At 57.1% G+C, this 13,572-nt stretch carries 15 protein-coding genes, 1 tRNA gene and 2 pseudogenes; 13 read left to right on the top strand and 5 right to left on the bottom strand.

The annotated features are described in order from the left end of the window. Positions 1 to 10 precede the first annotated feature (10 nt). The 7 genes and pseudogenes from BFV67_RS18775 to ureG all read left to right on the top strand — a co-directional run bounded on the left by BFV67_RS18775 (position 11) and on the right by ureG (position 4,657). On the top strand, positions 11 to 313 hold the full coding sequence (locus BFV67_RS18775; RefSeq protein WP_003862556.1) for an urease subunit gamma: 303 nt from the start codon (positions 11 to 13) through the stop codon (positions 311 to 313). 10 nt (positions 314 to 323) lie between these two features. Next, positions 324 to 638 (top strand): urease subunit beta, encoded by a 315-nt coding sequence (locus BFV67_RS18780; protein ID WP_047747783.1) that lies wholly within the window; start codon positions 324 to 326, stop codon positions 636 to 638. Beyond that, positions 631 to 2,334 carry an urease subunit alpha gene (gene ureC / locus BFV67_RS18785; RefSeq protein WP_069598789.1) on the top strand — a complete coding sequence of 568 codons (1,704 nt, stop codon included), beginning with the start codon at positions 631 to 633 and terminating at the stop codon, positions 2,332 to 2,334. Before BFV67_RS18780 ends, ureC begins: the two co-directional genes overlap by 8 nt. A gap of 9 nt (positions 2,335 to 2,343) precedes the next feature. Beyond that, positions 2,344 to 2,807: pseudogene (gene ureE / locus BFV67_RS18790) on the top strand (urease accessory protein UreE). A gap of 9 nt (positions 2,808 to 2,816) precedes the next feature. After that, positions 2,817 to 3,356 (top strand): HupE/UreJ family protein, encoded by a 540-nt coding sequence (locus BFV67_RS18795; protein ID WP_021242324.1) that lies wholly within the window; start codon positions 2,817 to 2,819, stop codon positions 3,354 to 3,356. Further along, positions 3,356 to 4,030, top strand: a complete 675-nt coding sequence (locus BFV67_RS18800; RefSeq protein ID WP_023344944.1) for an urease accessory protein UreF — start codon at positions 3,356 to 3,358, stop codon at positions 4,028 to 4,030. Before BFV67_RS18795 ends, BFV67_RS18800 begins: the two co-directional genes overlap by 1 nt. A 9-nt stretch (positions 4,031 to 4,039) precedes the next feature. Beyond that, entirely contained in the window at positions 4,040 to 4,657 is a 618-nt protein-coding gene (ureG, locus tag BFV67_RS18805; protein WP_008503187.1) for an urease accessory protein UreG, read from the top strand. A gap of 87 nt (positions 4,658 to 4,744) precedes the next feature. Here the strand turns inward: ureG and tsaD are convergent, their stop codons facing one another. Next, complete coding sequence (tsaD, locus tag BFV67_RS18810) at positions 4,745 to 5,758, bottom strand: tRNA (adenosine(37)-N6)-threonylcarbamoyltransferase complex transferase subunit TsaD (protein ID WP_008503186.1); 1,014 nt, start codon at positions 5,756 to 5,758, stop codon at positions 4,745 to 4,747. Between the two features lie 236 nt (positions 5,759 to 5,994). Between tsaD and rpsU the strand changes: the two genes are divergently transcribed. The 3 genes from rpsU to rpoD all read left to right on the top strand — a co-directional run bounded on the left by rpsU (position 5,995) and on the right by rpoD (position 10,072). After that, positions 5,995 to 6,210, top strand: a complete 216-nt coding sequence (rpsU, locus tag BFV67_RS18815; protein WP_001144069.1) for a 30S ribosomal protein S21 — start codon at positions 5,995 to 5,997, stop codon at positions 6,208 to 6,210. A 114-nt stretch (positions 6,211 to 6,324) separates the two neighbouring features. Next, positions 6,325 to 8,070 carry a DNA primase gene (gene dnaG / locus BFV67_RS18820; protein WP_069598790.1) on the top strand — a complete coding sequence of 582 codons (1,746 nt, stop codon included), beginning with the start codon at positions 6,325 to 6,327 and terminating at the stop codon, positions 8,068 to 8,070. A gap of 154 nt (positions 8,071 to 8,224) precedes the next feature. After that, positions 8,225 to 10,072, top strand: coding sequence for an RNA polymerase sigma factor RpoD (gene rpoD, locus BFV67_RS18825; protein WP_008503184.1), 1,848 nt, complete (start codon positions 8,225 to 8,227; stop codon positions 10,070 to 10,072). 97 nt (positions 10,073 to 10,169) lie between these two features. On the opposite strand, the gene mug is transcribed toward rpoD, so the two are convergent. Then, positions 10,170 to 10,676: a G/U mismatch-specific DNA glycosylase gene (mug, locus tag BFV67_RS18830; protein ID WP_008503183.1), complete on the bottom strand. Its 507-nt coding sequence runs from the start codon at positions 10,674 to 10,676 to the stop codon at positions 10,170 to 10,172. 124 nt (positions 10,677 to 10,800) lie between these two features. Between mug and BFV67_RS18835 the strand changes: the two genes are divergently transcribed. The 3 genes and pseudogenes from BFV67_RS18835 (at position 10,801) to BFV67_RS24925 (ending at position 11,450) form a co-directional block, all read left to right on the top strand. Beyond that, positions 10,801 to 10,876: transfer RNA gene (locus BFV67_RS18835), tRNA-Ile, on the top strand. Positions 10,877 to 11,036: 160 nt separating this feature from the next. Next, positions 11,037 to 11,174: pseudogene (locus BFV67_RS24675) on the top strand (site-specific integrase); the annotation flags it as partial. Between the two features lie 24 nt (positions 11,175 to 11,198). Continuing rightward, positions 11,199 to 11,450: a DUF2542 family protein gene (locus BFV67_RS24925; protein WP_110915166.1), complete on the top strand. Its 252-nt coding sequence runs from the start codon at positions 11,199 to 11,201 to the stop codon at positions 11,448 to 11,450. Positions 11,451 to 11,677: 227 nt separating this feature from the next. Here the strand turns inward: BFV67_RS24925 and BFV67_RS18840 are convergent, their stop codons facing one another. The 3 genes from BFV67_RS18840 to BFV67_RS18850 form a co-directional block, all read right to left on the bottom strand. Then, positions 11,678 to 11,878, bottom strand: coding sequence for an ogr/Delta-like zinc finger family protein (locus tag BFV67_RS18840; RefSeq protein ID WP_069598791.1), 201 nt, complete (start codon positions 11,876 to 11,878; stop codon positions 11,678 to 11,680). 67 nt (positions 11,879 to 11,945) lie between these two features. After that, a complete protein-coding gene (locus BFV67_RS18845; RefSeq protein WP_069598792.1) occupies positions 11,946 to 13,100 on the bottom strand; it encodes a phage late control D family protein in 1,155 nt (384 codons plus the stop codon). Next, the gene (locus BFV67_RS18850; protein WP_045910024.1) at positions 13,097 to 13,561 is read right to left on the bottom strand and encodes a phage tail protein; all 465 of its coding nucleotides are present in this window, start codon (positions 13,559 to 13,561) and stop codon (positions 13,097 to 13,099) included. Before BFV67_RS18850 ends, BFV67_RS18845 begins: the two co-directional genes overlap by 4 nt. Between the last annotated feature and the right edge of the window lie 11 nt (positions 13,562 to 13,572).

Consider the following 13,572-nt stretch of genomic DNA (forward strand, 5'->3'; position numbering starts at 1 on the left):
GAGAAACGTTATGGAACTGACCCCCAGAGAAAAAGACAAGCTGTTGCTGTTTACCGCCGCGCTGGTTGCCGAACGCCGCCTTGCGCGCGGGGTAAAGCTCAATTACCCGGAATCGGTCGCGCTGATCAGCGCCTTCATCATGGAAGGCGCGCGCGATGGCGAAACCGTCGCCTCGCTGATGGAGGCGGGCCGCCACGTCCTGACGCGCGACCAGGTGATGGAGGGCGTGCCGGAGATGATCCCGGACATTCAGGTGGAAGCCACCTTCCCGGACGGATCCAAGCTCGTCACCGTCCACAACCCGATCGTCTAAGGAGCGCGTGATGATCCCAGGCGAATACCAGATCCAGCCCGGCGCGATTGCGATCAACGTCGGGCGCGAAACCCAAACCGTGATTGTCGAAAACCACGGCGACAGGCCGATCCAGGTCGGATCGCACTATCACTTTTACGAAATCAACCCGGCGCTGAAGTTTGACCGTGAGGCGACCCGAGGCTACCGGCTGAACATCCCGGCAGGCACCGCCGTGCGCTTTGAGCCCGGCCAGAAGCGTGAAGTAACGCTGGTTCAGGTCACGGGTGCGCAACGCATTGTCGGCTTTCGCGGCGAGGTAATGGGTGAGGTGAAACATGGCTGAGATTTCGCGCCAGGCCTATGCCGATATGTTCGGCCCCACTACCGGCGATAAAGTGCGGCTGGCCGACAGCGAGCTGTGGATTGAAGTGGAAGACGATCTCACGATCTACGGCGAAGAGGTCAAGTTCGGCGGCGGGAAGGTGATCCGCGACGGCATGGGCCAGGGGCAGATGACCGCAGACGACTGCGTGGATCTGGTGCTGACCAACGCGCTGATCGTCGATCACTGGGGGATCGTGAAAGCCGATATCGGCGTCAAGAACGGGCGGATTTTTGCCGTCGGCAAAGCCGGGAACCCGGACATCCAGCCCGGCGTGACGATCCCGATTGGCGCGGCGACGGAAGTGATTGCCGCCGAAGGGAAGATCGTCACCGCTGGCGGGATCGACACCCACATCCACTGGATCTGCCCGCAGCAGGCGGAAGAGGCGCTGGTCTCCGGCGTCACCACCATGATCGGCGGCGGCACCGGTCCGGCGGCGGGCACCAACGCCACCACCTGTACGCCGGGGCCGTGGTATATCGCCCGAATGCTGCAGGCTGCCGATACGCTGCCGGTGAATATCGGCCTGCTCGGCAAGGGGAACGGCTCCAACCCGGATGCCCTGCGCGAGCAGATTGCCGCGGGCGCCATCGGGCTGAAGATCCACGAAGACTGGGGCGCGACGCCTGCGGCGATCAACTGCTCGCTGGAGGTGGCCGAAGAGATGGACATTCAGGTGGCGCTGCACAGCGACACCCTGAACGAATCCGGATTTGTCGAAGACACGCTGGCGGCGATCGCCGGGCGTACAATCCACACCTTCCACACCGAAGGGGCGGGCGGTGGCCACGCGCCGGATATCATCACCGCCTGCGCACACCCGAATATTCTGCCCTCCTCCACCAACCCGACGCTGCCCTACACGGTCAATACCATCGACGAGCATCTCGACATGCTGATGGTTTGTCATCACCTCGACCCGGATATCGCCGAGGACGTGGCGTTTGCCGAATCCCGCATTCGTCGGGAGACCATCGCCGCGGAAGACGTGCTGCACGATATCGGCGCGTTTTCGCTCACGTCGTCAGACTCGCAGGCCATGGGCCGCGTCGGGGAAGTGATTATCCGCACCTGGCAGGTCGCGCACCGCATGAAGGTCCAGCGCGGCGCGCTGCCGGAAGAGACCGGCGAAAACGACAACTTCCGCGTGAAGCGCTATGTCGCCAAGTACACCATTAACCCAGCGCTGACCCACGGTATCGCCCATGAAGTGGGTTCGATTGAGGCGGGCAAGCTGGCAGATCTGGTGGTCTGGTCCCCGGCGTTCTTCGGCGTCAAGCCCACCACCATCGTCAAAGGTGGGATGATCGCCTGCGCGCCGATGGGCGACATCAACGCTTCAATCCCCACGCCGCAGCCGGTCCATTACCGCCCGATGTTTGGCGCGCTGGGCGCCGCGCGCCACGCCACGCGACTGACGTTTGTCTCGCAGGCCGCCAGTGCGAACGGCATCCCGCAGCAGCTCAACCTGCAGAGCGCCACCGCGGTGGTGAAAGGCTGCCGGACGGTGAAAAAGGCGGACATGATCCACAACGCTCTGCAACCGAACATCACCGTTGATTCGCAAACCTACGAGGTGCGCGTCGACGGCGAACTGATTACCAGCGAACCGGCTGACGTTCTGCCGATGGCGCAACGCTATTTCCTGTTTTGAGGAGTGATGATGATTTATCTGACCCAACGTCTGGACCACGCGCACCCGACTACCGCCAGCGTCACGCTGCCGATTGACGTACGGGTGAAAAGCCGCGCCCGCGTAGCGCTGAACGACGGGCGCGAAGCCGGGCTGATGCTGCCGCGCGGCCTGCTGCTGCGCGGGGGGACCTGCTGACCACCGACGACGGCAGCGAAGTGATCGAAGTGATCGCCGCGGCTGAGTCCGTCTCCGTGGTGCGCTGCGCCGATCCGTTCCTGCTCGCCCGCGCCTGCTACCACCTGGGCAACCGCCACGTGCCGCTGCAGGTGATGCCCGGCGAGCTGCGCTATCACCACGATCACGTTCTCGACGACATGCTGCGCCAGTTTGGGCTGGAGGTGACCTACGCCAGCCTGCCGTTTGAACCGGAAGCGGGCGCGTATGCCAGCGATGCCCACAGCCATAGCCACGCTCACGCCCATTCACATTAAGGATCCATCATGCGCAAGTTACTCCCCCTGTTACTGCTGGCTTTTTCCGTTCCCGCGCTCGCGCATCCCGGCCACGGTGCCGACAGCTTTCAGGCCGGTTTTTTCCATCCGCTGACCGGGCTCGATCACCTGCTGATGCTAGCGGGCGCAGGCGTGCTCTCGGCGCTGAGCGGCCGCAAGCTCCTGCTGCCGTTTGCCACCCTCGGGATGATGCTTGTCGGCGCCATCGCAGGCAGCCTGCTCGGCGGCTTTAGCGGCATGGAGATGCTGATTATCGCCTCGCTGGCGGTCAGCGGCGTGATGATGTTTAAGACTGAAAACCGTCTGCTGCTCGCGGTGCCTGCCCTGGCGATGTTCCACGGCTGGGCGCACGGCGTGGAGATGTCCGGCCATAGCTTCTGGCTGTTCACCAGCGGGTTTATGTTCGCCAGCGCCACGGTGCTGTGCGCCAGTTTCGCCGCAGGCTTGCTGCTGCGCCGTCACGACGGGCTGCGTAAAACCTTCGGCGGCGGGCTGATCGTCTCCGCCCTGCTGGCGCTGATGAGCTGATGGAGCACGCCCGCCAGTGGCTGCGCCTGATGCAGCTCTCCAGCAGCAGCCTGCCGGTCGGGTCGTTTACCTGGTCGCAGGGGCTGGAGTGGGCCGTGGAGGCGGGCTGGGTCACGGACGCCGACGCCTTTAAACGCTGGCAGATCCAGCAGATGGAGCAGAGTTTTTTCTGCGTCGATCTGCCGCTGTTTCACCGTCTCTGCCAGGCCTGCAATCGGAACGACCTGGCAACGGCCAGACGCTGGACGGCATACCTGCTCGCCTGTCGGGAAACGCGCGAGCTGCGCGAAGAAGAACGCAACCGCGGAGCGGCCTTTACGCGTCTCATCAAAAGCTGGGAGCCGGACTGCCCGGCAGAATGGCTGGCGCTGTGCAGGCAAAGCCAGCTCTGCGGCATGGCGTGGCTCGGCGTGCGCTGGGGCATTGACGTGCGCGAGCTGGCGCTGAGCCTCGGCTACAGCTGGATTGAGAGCGCGGTCATGGCGGGCGTCAAGCTGGTGCCGTTTGGGCAGCAGGCGGCGCAGCAGCTGATTATCGAGCTGAGCGACCATTTTGCCGCCGGGCTTGAACAGGCCTTTTTACGTCGCGACGACGCGCTGGGGGCCGCTACGCCGCTGTCCGCCATCGCCTCCGCGCGCCACGAAACCCAATATTCACGACTATTCCGTTCCTGAGGAGTCAACATGGCTGATTACAAACATCCCCTGCGCGTGGGCGTGGGTGGCCCGGTAGGCTCGGGCAAAACCGCGCTGCTGGAAGCGCTCTGCAAGGCAATGCGCGATACGTATCACCTGGCGGTGGTGACCAACGATATCTACACCAAAGAGGATCAGCGCATCCTGACCGAGGCGGGCGCGCTGGCGCCGGAGCGCATCGTGGGCGTGGAGACCGGCGGCTGCCCGCATACCGCGATCCGCGAGGACGCCTCGATGAACCTGGCAGCGGTGGAAGCGCTCAGCGAGAAGTTTGGCAATCTGGATCTGATCTTCGTGGAAAGCGGCGGGGACAACCTGAGCGCGACCTTCAGCCCGGAGCTGGCGGATCTGACTATTTACGTGATCGACGTTGCCGAAGGGGAAAAAATTCCGCGCAAAGGTGGGCCGGGGATCACCAAGTCCGATTTTCTGGTGATCAACAAAACCGATCTCGCGCCGTACGTGGGGGCGTCGCTGGAGGTGATGGAGCGCGACACCAACCGCATGCGCGGCGAGCGTCCGTGGACCTTTACCAACCTGAAAGCGGGAGACGGTCTGGGAACGATCATTGCGTTTCTGGAAGAGAAAGGGATGCTGCGGGTGTAGTGCAGGTTATTGCCGGGTGGCGGCTTCGCCTGACCCGGCCTACGGTTTTGTAGGCCCGGTAAGCGCAGCGCCACCGGGCAAAAAAACTCACGCCTCAGGCAGTTCCGCCAGCGGCCAGCGCGGACGCACGGACACGCTCAGGTCAGACGTTGCGCCAGCGTTCAGGCGCACCATACCGGCGTAGGCAATCATCGCCCCGTTATCGGTACAGAATTCCGGACGGGCGTAAAACACTTCCCCACGACGCTTTTGCATCATCTCGGCGAGCTTCGCACGCAGCGTGCGGTTGGCGCTGACGCCGCCCGCCATCACCAGACGCTTGAAGCCGGTCTGATCCAGCGCGCGCTTGCACTTGATCATCAGCGTATCCACCACCGCATCTTCAAACGCGCGGGCGATATCGGCGCGGGTCTGCTCGCTGTCGTCGTTATTGCGGATCGTGTTGGCCGCGAAGGTTTTCAGCCCGGAGAAGCTGAAGTCCAGCCCCGGACGGTCGGTCATCGGACGCGGGAAGACAAAGCGCCCTTCCGTTCCCTGCGCCGCCATTTTGGACAGCATCGGGCCGCCTGGGTAATCCAGCCCCAGCAGCTTGGCGGTTTTGTCGAACGCTTCACCGGCAGCGTCGTCGATCGACTCGCCCAGCAGCTCGTACTTGCCAATGCCCGTGACGCTAATCAGCTGGGTATGTCCACCGGAGACCAACAGTGCCACAAACGGGAATTCAGGCGGATTCTCTTCCAGCATCGGCGCCAGAAGGTGCCCTTCCATATGGTGAACCGGGATGGCTGGCACATCCCACGCGAAGGCCAGCGAACGGCCAACCGTCGCGCCAACCAGCAGCGCGCCGACCAGACCCGGCCCCGCGGTGTAGGCCACGGCATCAATATCGGTTGAACTTAACCCGGCCTCTTTCAGCGCCGCCTGAATCAGGGGAACTGTTTTACGCACGTGGTCACGAGAGGCCAGTTCAGGCACGACGCCGCCGTAGTCAGCGTGCAATTTCACCTGACTATACAGTTGGTTGGCCAGAAGCCCTTTTTCGTCGTCGTAAATGGCGATGCCGGTTTCATCGCAGGATGTTTCAATACCCAGTACACGCATGACTTGTTTTACCTCGTTTCAATACCGCGCAGTGTAGAGCCTGGGCGGGTTGATGTAAAACTTTGTTCGCCCCAGGAAGAAGGCTCGTGTATACTCCTCACCCTTATTAAAGTCCCTTTCAAAATCGCATCGGTGCTTTACAAAGCAGCAGCATTTGCAGTAAAATTCCGCACCATTTTGAAATAAGCTGGCGTTGATGCCAGCGGCAAACCGAATTTATTAAAGGTGAGAGTTACATGCCGGTAATTAAAGTACGTGAAAACGAGCCGTTCGACGTAGCACTGCGTCGCTTCAAACGTTCATGCGAGAAAGCAGGTGTTCTGGCTGAAGTTCGTCGTCGTGAGTTTTATGAAAAACCAACGACCGAACGTAAGCGCGCTAAAGCTTCCGCTGTGAAACGTCACGCGAAGAAACTGGCTCGCGAAAACGCACGCCGTACTCGTCTGTACTAATTGGTTGAGGGCCTCAGCCCTCAATTGACAGACAGAGTAGTAGTCGTAAGGCCGTGCTTCCGGAAGGAATGCGCGGCTTGTTTTCGTTTATAAGTCGCTTAAATTTTGGGGCATATGGCCGGAAGAATCCCACGCGTTTTCATCAATGACCTGCTCGCCAGAACCGACATCGTCGATCTCATCGACGCGCGGGTAAAGCTGAAGAAGCAGGGCAAGAATTACCATGCGTGCTGTCCGTTCCATAACGAAAAAACCCCCTCCTTCACCGTAAACGGTGAAAAGCAGTTTTACCATTGCTTCGGCTGTGGTGCTCACGGTAATGCCGTCGATTTTTTAATGAACTACGACAAGCTCGAGTTCGTTGAAACCGTCGAAGAGCTGGCGGCAATGCATAACCTTGAAGTGCCGTATGAAGCTGGCAGTGGGCCAAGTCAGATCGAGCGTCATCAACGGCAAACGCTGTATCAACTGATGGATGGCCTGAATTCGTTTTACCAACAGTCTCTTAAGCACTCTGCGGCTGAACCTGCGCGTCAGTATCTGAACAAGCGCGGACTGAGCGACGAGGTCATTGCGCGTTTCGCTATTGGCTACGCCCCGCCCGGCTGGGACAACGTGTTAAAGCGTTTTGGCGGCAATAGCGAAGATCGTAAGTCTCTCATCGATGCAGGCATGCTGGTCACCAACGACCAGGGACGAAGCTACGACCGCTTCCGCGAACGGGTAATGTTCCCAATCCGCGACAAGCGAGGCCGGGTAATTGGTTTTGGTGGTCGCGTGCTGGGTGATGCCCTGCCGAAGTACCTCAACTCCCCGGAAACCGATATTTTCCATAAGGGCCGCCAGCTTTACGGCCTTTATGAGGCGCAGCAGGATAACGCGGAACCTCCGCGTCTTCTGGTCGTCGAAGGCTATATGGACGTCGTTGCGCTGGCGCAGTACGACATTAACTACGCGGTTGCGTCGTTAGGAACGTCCACGACGGCGGATCACATCCAGCTGCTGTTCCGCGTGACCAACAACGTGATTTGTTGTTACGACGGAGACCGCGCCGGACGCGACGCCGCCTGGCGCGCGCTGGAAACCGCGCTACCCTATATGACCGACGGGCGTCAGTTGCGCTTTATGTTCCTGCCCGACGGTGAAGACCCGGATACGCTGGTGCGTAAAGAGGGCAAAGCGGCGTTTGAAGCGCGGATGGAGCAGGCACAGCCGCTCTCCACGTTTTTGTTTAACAGCCTGATGCCGCAGGTTGATTTGAGTACCCCTGACGGGCGCGCGCAGCTCAGCACGCTGGCGCTGCCGTTAATCAGTCAGGTGCCCGGCGAAACGCTGCGCATCTACCTGCGTCAGGAGCTAGGCAACAAGCTCGGCATTCTGGATGACAGCCAGCTTGAACGTTTAATGCCTAAACAGGCTGAAAACGGTGCGGTTCGCCCCGCGCCTCAGCTAAAACGCACAACCATGCGTATACTGATAGGGTTACTGGTACAAAACCCCGAGCTGGCGCCACAGGTGCCGTCGCTGGCGGGTTTGAACCACGAAAAATTGCCCGGGCTTGCCTTATTTTCAGAACTGGTCAACACCTGTTTGTCTCAGCCAGGTCTGACCACCGGACAACTTTTAGAGCATTATCGCGGCACAAAAGAGGCCGCAACCCTTGAAAAATTGTCGATGTGGGACGATATAGCAGATAAGGACATTGCAGAAAAAACGTTCACCGACTCACTCAACCATATGTTTGATTCGATGCTTGAGCTGCGCCAGGAAGAGTTGATAGCTCGCGAGCGCACACACGGTTTGAGCAGCGAAGAACGCCGGGAGCTCTGGATGATTAACCAGGAACTGGCGAAGAAATAAAGAAATTTAACGGCTTAAGTGCCGAATATCGATCGGGAAGCCCCCGGCAGCCGCACTGAGAGGCAGCGGCAAAAATATAAGTACGCCCTCGCTTTAAAGGTTGGCAGCCCCATCGCCGACACCAATCAAACGAATTAAGTGTGGATACCGTCTTATGGAGCAAAACCCGCAGTCACAGCTGAAACTTCTTGTCCAACGTGGTAAGGAGCAAGGCTATCTGACCTATGCCGAGGTCAATGACCATCTGCCGGAAGATATCGTCGATTCAGATCAAATCGAAGACATCATCCAAATGATCAATGACATGGGCATTCAGGTGATGGAAGAAGCACCGGATGCCGATGATCTGTTGCTGGCTGAAACCTCCAACAACACTGACGAAGATGCGGAAGAAGCTGCTGCACAGGTACTGTCCAGCGTGGAATCTGAAATCGGGCGTACCACTGACCCGGTCCGCATGTACATGCGCGAAATGGGTACCGTTGAACTGTTGACCCGCGAAGGCGAAATTGACATCGCAAAACGCATCGAAGATGGGATCAACCAGGTTCAGTGCTCTGTTGCCGAGTACCCGGAAGCGATCACCTATCTGCTGGAGCAGTACGATCGCGTTGAAGCGGAAGAAGCGCGCCTGTCTGACCTGATCACCGGTTTTGTCGACCCGAACGCTGAAGAAGATATGGCGCCTACCGCCACTCACGTCGGTTCTGAACTGTCTCAGGAAGAGATGGATGATGACGAAGACGAAGATGAGGAAGAGAGCGACGACGACAGCGCCGATGATGACAACAGCATCGACCCGGAACTGGCGCGCGAGAAGTTTGCCGAGCTGCGTACTCAGTACGAAGTGACGCGTGACACCATCAAAGCGAAAGGCCGCAGCCACGCAGCCGCTCAGGAAGAGATCCTGAAACTGTCTGAAGTGTTCAAACAGTTCCGCCTGGTGCCAAAACAGTTCGACTACCTGGTGAACAGCATGCGCGTGATGATGGATCGCGTACGTACCCAGGAACGCATCATCATGAAGCTGTGCGTTGAGCAGTGCAAAATGCCGAAGAAGAACTTCATCACCCTCTTCACCGGCAACGAAACCAGCGAAACCTGGTTCAACGCGGCTATCGCGATGAACAAGCCGTGGTCTGAAAAACTGCACGACGTGAAAGAAGACGTGTATCGCGGCCTGCAGAAGCTGCAGCAGATTGAAGAAGAGACCGGCCTGACCATCGAGCAGGTTAAAGATATCAACCGTCGCATGTCCATCGGTGAAGCGAAAGCCCGCCGTGCGAAGAAAGAGATGGTTGAAGCGAACTTGCGTCTGGTTATCTCTATCGCCAAGAAATACACCAACCGCGGTCTGCAGTTCCTGGATCTGATTCAGGAAGGCAACATCGGTCTGATGAAAGCGGTAGACAAGTTTGAATACCGTCGTGGTTACAAGTTCTCCACCTACGCAACCTGGTGGATCCGTCAGGCTATCACCCGCTCTATCGCGGATCAGGCGCGCACCATCCGTATTCCGGTGCATATGATTGAGACCATCAACAAGCTCAACCGTATTTCCCGCCAGATGCTGCAGGAGATGGGTCGCGAGCCGACGCCGGAAGAGCTGGCCGAGCGCATGTTGATGCCGGAAGACAAGATCCGTAAAGTGCTGAAGATCGCCAAAGAGCCAATCTCCATGGAAACACCAATTGGTGATGATGAAGATTCGCATCTGGGTGATTTCATCGAGGATACCACCCTCGAGCTGCCGCTTGACTCTGCCACCACCGAGAGCCTGCGTGCCGCAACGCACGACGTTCTGGCTGGCCTGACCGCCCGTGAAGCGAAAGTGCTGCGTATGCGTTTCGGTATCGATATGAACACCGACCACACGCTGGAAGAAGTGGGTAAACAGTTCGACGTTACCCGCGAACGTATCCGTCAGATCGAAGCGAAGGCGCTGCGTAAGCTGCGTCACCCAAGCCGCTCTGAAGTGCTGCGTAGCTTCCTGGACGACTAATCTGTTCTGACAGTGAAAAAGCTCCCCTCGGGGAGCTTTTTTTATTGCCTCGACCTGTGGGAAAGGGTCAGGGTGAGGGCATCAGGCCGTAGAAGCCCTAAAGCCCCCGTACCATCAGCGCCTCATCCAGCTCCCGATACGCCTCTACCAGCTTGTCCAGCGTCGCCCTGTTGAGCCCGCTCGGGTTCGGCAACACCCACACCTGCGTAACGCCAATCATGATGCTCTGCTTACCCCACTTAGCCCCGCGCTGGCTGAATGCCTGCTCGTAGGCCTGCTTGCCGAGGATCGCCAGTGCGGCCGGCTGGTAGTCTTCAATCTTCTTCACCAGCTCCCGGCCGCCGCTGCGCAGTTCATGCAGGTTGACCTCGCTTGCCTGTACAGTCGGCCGCTCGACCAGCATGGTAATTCCGCAGCGCGTGTCCAGCAGATGCTGCTCCTCTTCGGGCTTGAGTAACCTGTCGGTAAACCCGGCCTGGTAGATCACCTTCCAGAAGCGATTGCCCGGATGGGCGAAGTGAAAGCCGGTGTGCGCCGAGGACTTGCCCGGGTTGATTCCGCAGAACACCACCCGCAGGCCAGGGGCCAGAATGTCGTTGATCATCTTTACTCCCGCTGATACATCGTTATGGAAGTATAAAGGATTGATAATGCGTTGTTTATAAAAACAGCAGGCAGGTGTGAATGGCTGGATTGCTACGGGGAGTTACTTTATAATTCACCGCCACGGCCCCTTAGCTCAGTGGTTAGAGCAGGCGACTCATAATCGCTTGGTCGCTGGTTCAAGTCCAGCAGGGGCCACCAAATTCAAGCAGTACATACAGTTAGGCCACTCTCGCGAGTGGCCTTTTTGTTTATTTAAATCCCGTTGGCAGCGAAATGGCAGCAGGAGTTCCATAAAAAAACCCGCCAGCAGCGGGCCAGTACGAAAGTTGTTGATGCAACCCCTTCGGATGCAGTGGTTATGATGCGCGGGGGCAACATCCTTGTACTCCAGCGCATTCCTGGACACACTGATATTAAGGTAACGATGCGCTACGCTTACTTTGCACCTGACAACCTGAACGAAGCGACATTGCCCAACCCACCAACAATTTTATAAAGCATTGTTTTTAGAAGACAATATATGGAATGGGATACATTATTAGTATTGATCTGTGTACTTCTTTGCGGATTGTGGATGATTTTTCATTCAGCAAAAGCTCTTAGAAGTGGGGTCTTCGTCGGTTGGTATAAAGGCACATATGAAAACTACTACATCTACCGCTCCGAAACACCTATCTACTTCTACTGGTATAACACTGTGTTTTCGCTGTTCGGCTCCTTTATGATTGGTTTAGCCCTTTACCTATTGAATGGCGATTATCATTTTTTATAGGCATCGTTGGCAGCAAACCTATTCACTATGCTTTCATATTTGACATTATTCGATGCAAAAACCCATAAAAAAACAAACTAACTTATTGTTTTATAAATCTTTAAAATTGAGCTCAGAATCGCCAGGTCGCGGGTTCTAGTCCAGCAGGGGATACCAAGTTTAAGCTGTAGAATCATATGATTAAGCCACTCGATTGAGTGGCTTTTTTATTGATTTTTTTGAACCCGCTAACCCTGGCTCAGAGAAGCCGTTCGGGCATGGTCAGAGGCACCAGGGGTCGCAATCAGACGCTCTACGGACTCCATCGTCACGAACGTACAGCTGCAGTCCACATTGGTGCACTGGTGATAGCGCTCTTTGGTATTTTCACTTAAATAGCGACTGGTACGCGCATGCGCTGAATGCTTGCACTTAGGACAATGAAACATGTACCTCTCCGTTTTATTCACATTTTGTGAATCAATAATACCCAAAAAAAACTCAAAGGCAAATGAATTACTCACTATCGACAGAGAATTTTTCGTCAGTGGCATTCAGTTCAAGCTTAAGCTGCGTGGTAAATCCACTCCTGTTGAGGGTGTGAACCACCTCGCTGATAATCCACGCCTGCTCGTCAATAACGCGTTTAAAACCGTTTACTAATACCGGCGTTTCGGGGTACAGATTGGCTCGCCCCAGCGCCAGCTGGATAGAAAAATTCACGGTACCCCGCTGAAGCGCGCGCCACTTCGCCTCTGCGGCCCTGAGTGCCTGCTCTTCAGAGGCATAGACCGTGGTGAGCTCAAATACGTTTTCCGCCGATCCCACCAGCCTCTCTTGCGGCTTCTGCTCCTTGCCTCCTGTTTCCGCTACCGGTGCGACGGCATCCGGGTGCTGCAGTGCTTCTGTCGGCTGTCCCCCTGACTGACGCGAAATACTCAATTGAGGATTTTGTTGTTTTGGGTCGCGCGTTTGCAACCATTTGGCCGTCACGCCGGAATAATTTTCACGGTCAGCGACGGAAAAAAGGTGCTTATCACCATCCCCACGCTCAATCATCATTAAGGGAATCGGCGTACCGCTGGCCGTCACGGCATGGCCCGCCTTCATAAAAATAACCTTCCCGGCTTTGATTGAAACAAAGGCGCCATTACGTTCGGCCAGTCGAGAGAGAAACGCAGCGTCGGTCTCCTGAGACTGATCGATATGAGAAATGGCAATCGATGAAAGACCTGCCGCAACGCTGGCAGTTAACTGGTTACGCTGAGCAATAGTGTTGACTATCGCGCCGATCGTCGTGTCATGCCATGACTGTTCGCGCCGCACGTTTAGCTTTCCACGAAAATCCGCGCTGCATCCCCGAATCGTCAGCGTATCCGGTGCGCCCCGAAACTCAATCGTATCGATCGTAAAGCTCCCTTTCGGCTGGAGTGGGGTTCCCTCCCATCCCAGCCATAAGGAGAGCCTTGCCCCCCGGGCTGGCAAGTCTAGCAGCCCGTCGGAATCATCCAGTTGAATATCCAGCTGATCGGCTTCCAGCCCACGTTTGTCGATCATGCTCAGGCTGATAAGACGGTGGCTGAAATTCTGTGTGACATCGCGATCGTCAAGCTTAAGCATAAAATCAGGGGCGATTTTCCCACCCGCCCGGATATTCATTTCGGTGATCATCCCACCAGCCCTCCAATGCTATTACGTGCGCTCGTCACCAGCTCTTCGGCCTGGGTTCTCAGATCGCCAAACATCGTCACCAGCGATTCGTCCACGCGTTTCAGTTCCAGCGTAAAATTAATTTTTCGGGCAGTACCGTCACTGTAAAAATCCGAATGCGTATGCGTGACTTTCTCAATGATAAACATGCCGTGAATGATGCCGGTTCCGTCTATCAACGGCCATGCCCTCCCCTCATTCGCCATCAGCTCAACCGCCTTGAGGGAAAGTCGCCCTCCCGTGAGCTCCGGGTAAAGCAGTCCGGAGAGGGTAAAAGATGTCTCGCCTTCGCCAAGGTACTGCCAGGCTTTAGGTTTCCCGATCCGGTCGTTGGACGCCCAGCGGTAGTCCTTTGTAAACTGCATTGTCTGATAGGGTAAGGTTCGTCGTTCAAAGACAAACAGACCCAGCACCATTAACATGTTCTCTCTCC

Source organism: Enterobacter roggenkampii, from assembly GCF_001729805.1.
Taxonomy (GTDB): Bacteria; Pseudomonadota; Gammaproteobacteria; order Enterobacterales; family Enterobacteriaceae; genus Enterobacter; species Enterobacter roggenkampii.

Bases quoted from the DNA above. Each gene is read 5' to 3' on its own strand.
- BFV67_RS18775 (WP_003862556.1), top strand. From the start codon at position 11: ATGGAACTGACCCCCAGAGAAAAAGACAAGCTGTTGCTGTTTACCGCC.
- BFV67_RS18780 (WP_047747783.1), top strand. From the start codon at position 324: ATGATCCCAGGCGAATACCAGATCCAGCCCGGCGCGATTGCGATCAAC.
- ureC (WP_069598789.1), top strand. From the start codon at position 631: ATGGCTGAGATTTCGCGCCAGGCCTATGCCGATATGTTCGGCCCCACT.
- BFV67_RS18795 (WP_021242324.1), top strand. From the start codon at position 2,817: ATGCGCAAGTTACTCCCCCTGTTACTGCTGGCTTTTTCCGTTCCCGCG.
- BFV67_RS18800 (WP_023344944.1), top strand. From the start codon at position 3,356: ATGGAGCACGCCCGCCAGTGGCTGCGCCTGATGCAGCTCTCCAGCAGC.
- ureG (WP_008503187.1), top strand. From the start codon at position 4,040: ATGGCTGATTACAAACATCCCCTGCGCGTGGGCGTGGGTGGCCCGGTA.
- tsaD (WP_008503186.1), bottom strand. From the start codon at position 5,758: ATGCGTGTACTGGGTATTGAAACATCCTGCGATGAAACCGGCATCGCC.
- rpsU (WP_001144069.1), top strand. From the start codon at position 5,995: ATGCCGGTAATTAAAGTACGTGAAAACGAGCCGTTCGACGTAGCACTG.
- dnaG (WP_069598790.1), top strand. From the start codon at position 6,325: ATGGCCGGAAGAATCCCACGCGTTTTCATCAATGACCTGCTCGCCAGA.
- rpoD (WP_008503184.1), top strand. From the start codon at position 8,225: ATGGAGCAAAACCCGCAGTCACAGCTGAAACTTCTTGTCCAACGTGGT.
- mug (WP_008503183.1), bottom strand. From the start codon at position 10,676: ATGATCAACGACATTCTGGCCCCTGGCCTGCGGGTGGTGTTCTGCGGA.
- BFV67_RS24925 (WP_110915166.1), top strand. From the start codon at position 11,199: ATGGAATGGGATACATTATTAGTATTGATCTGTGTACTTCTTTGCGGA.
- BFV67_RS18840 (WP_069598791.1), bottom strand. From the start codon at position 11,878: ATGTTTCATTGTCCTAAGTGCAAGCATTCAGCGCATGCGCGTACCAGT.
- BFV67_RS18845 (WP_069598792.1), bottom strand. From the start codon at position 13,100: ATGATCACCGAAATGAATATCCGGGCGGGTGGGAAAATCGCCCCTGAT.
- BFV67_RS18850 (WP_045910024.1), bottom strand. From the start codon at position 13,561: ATGTTAATGGTGCTGGGTCTGTTTGTCTTTGAACGACGAACCTTACCC.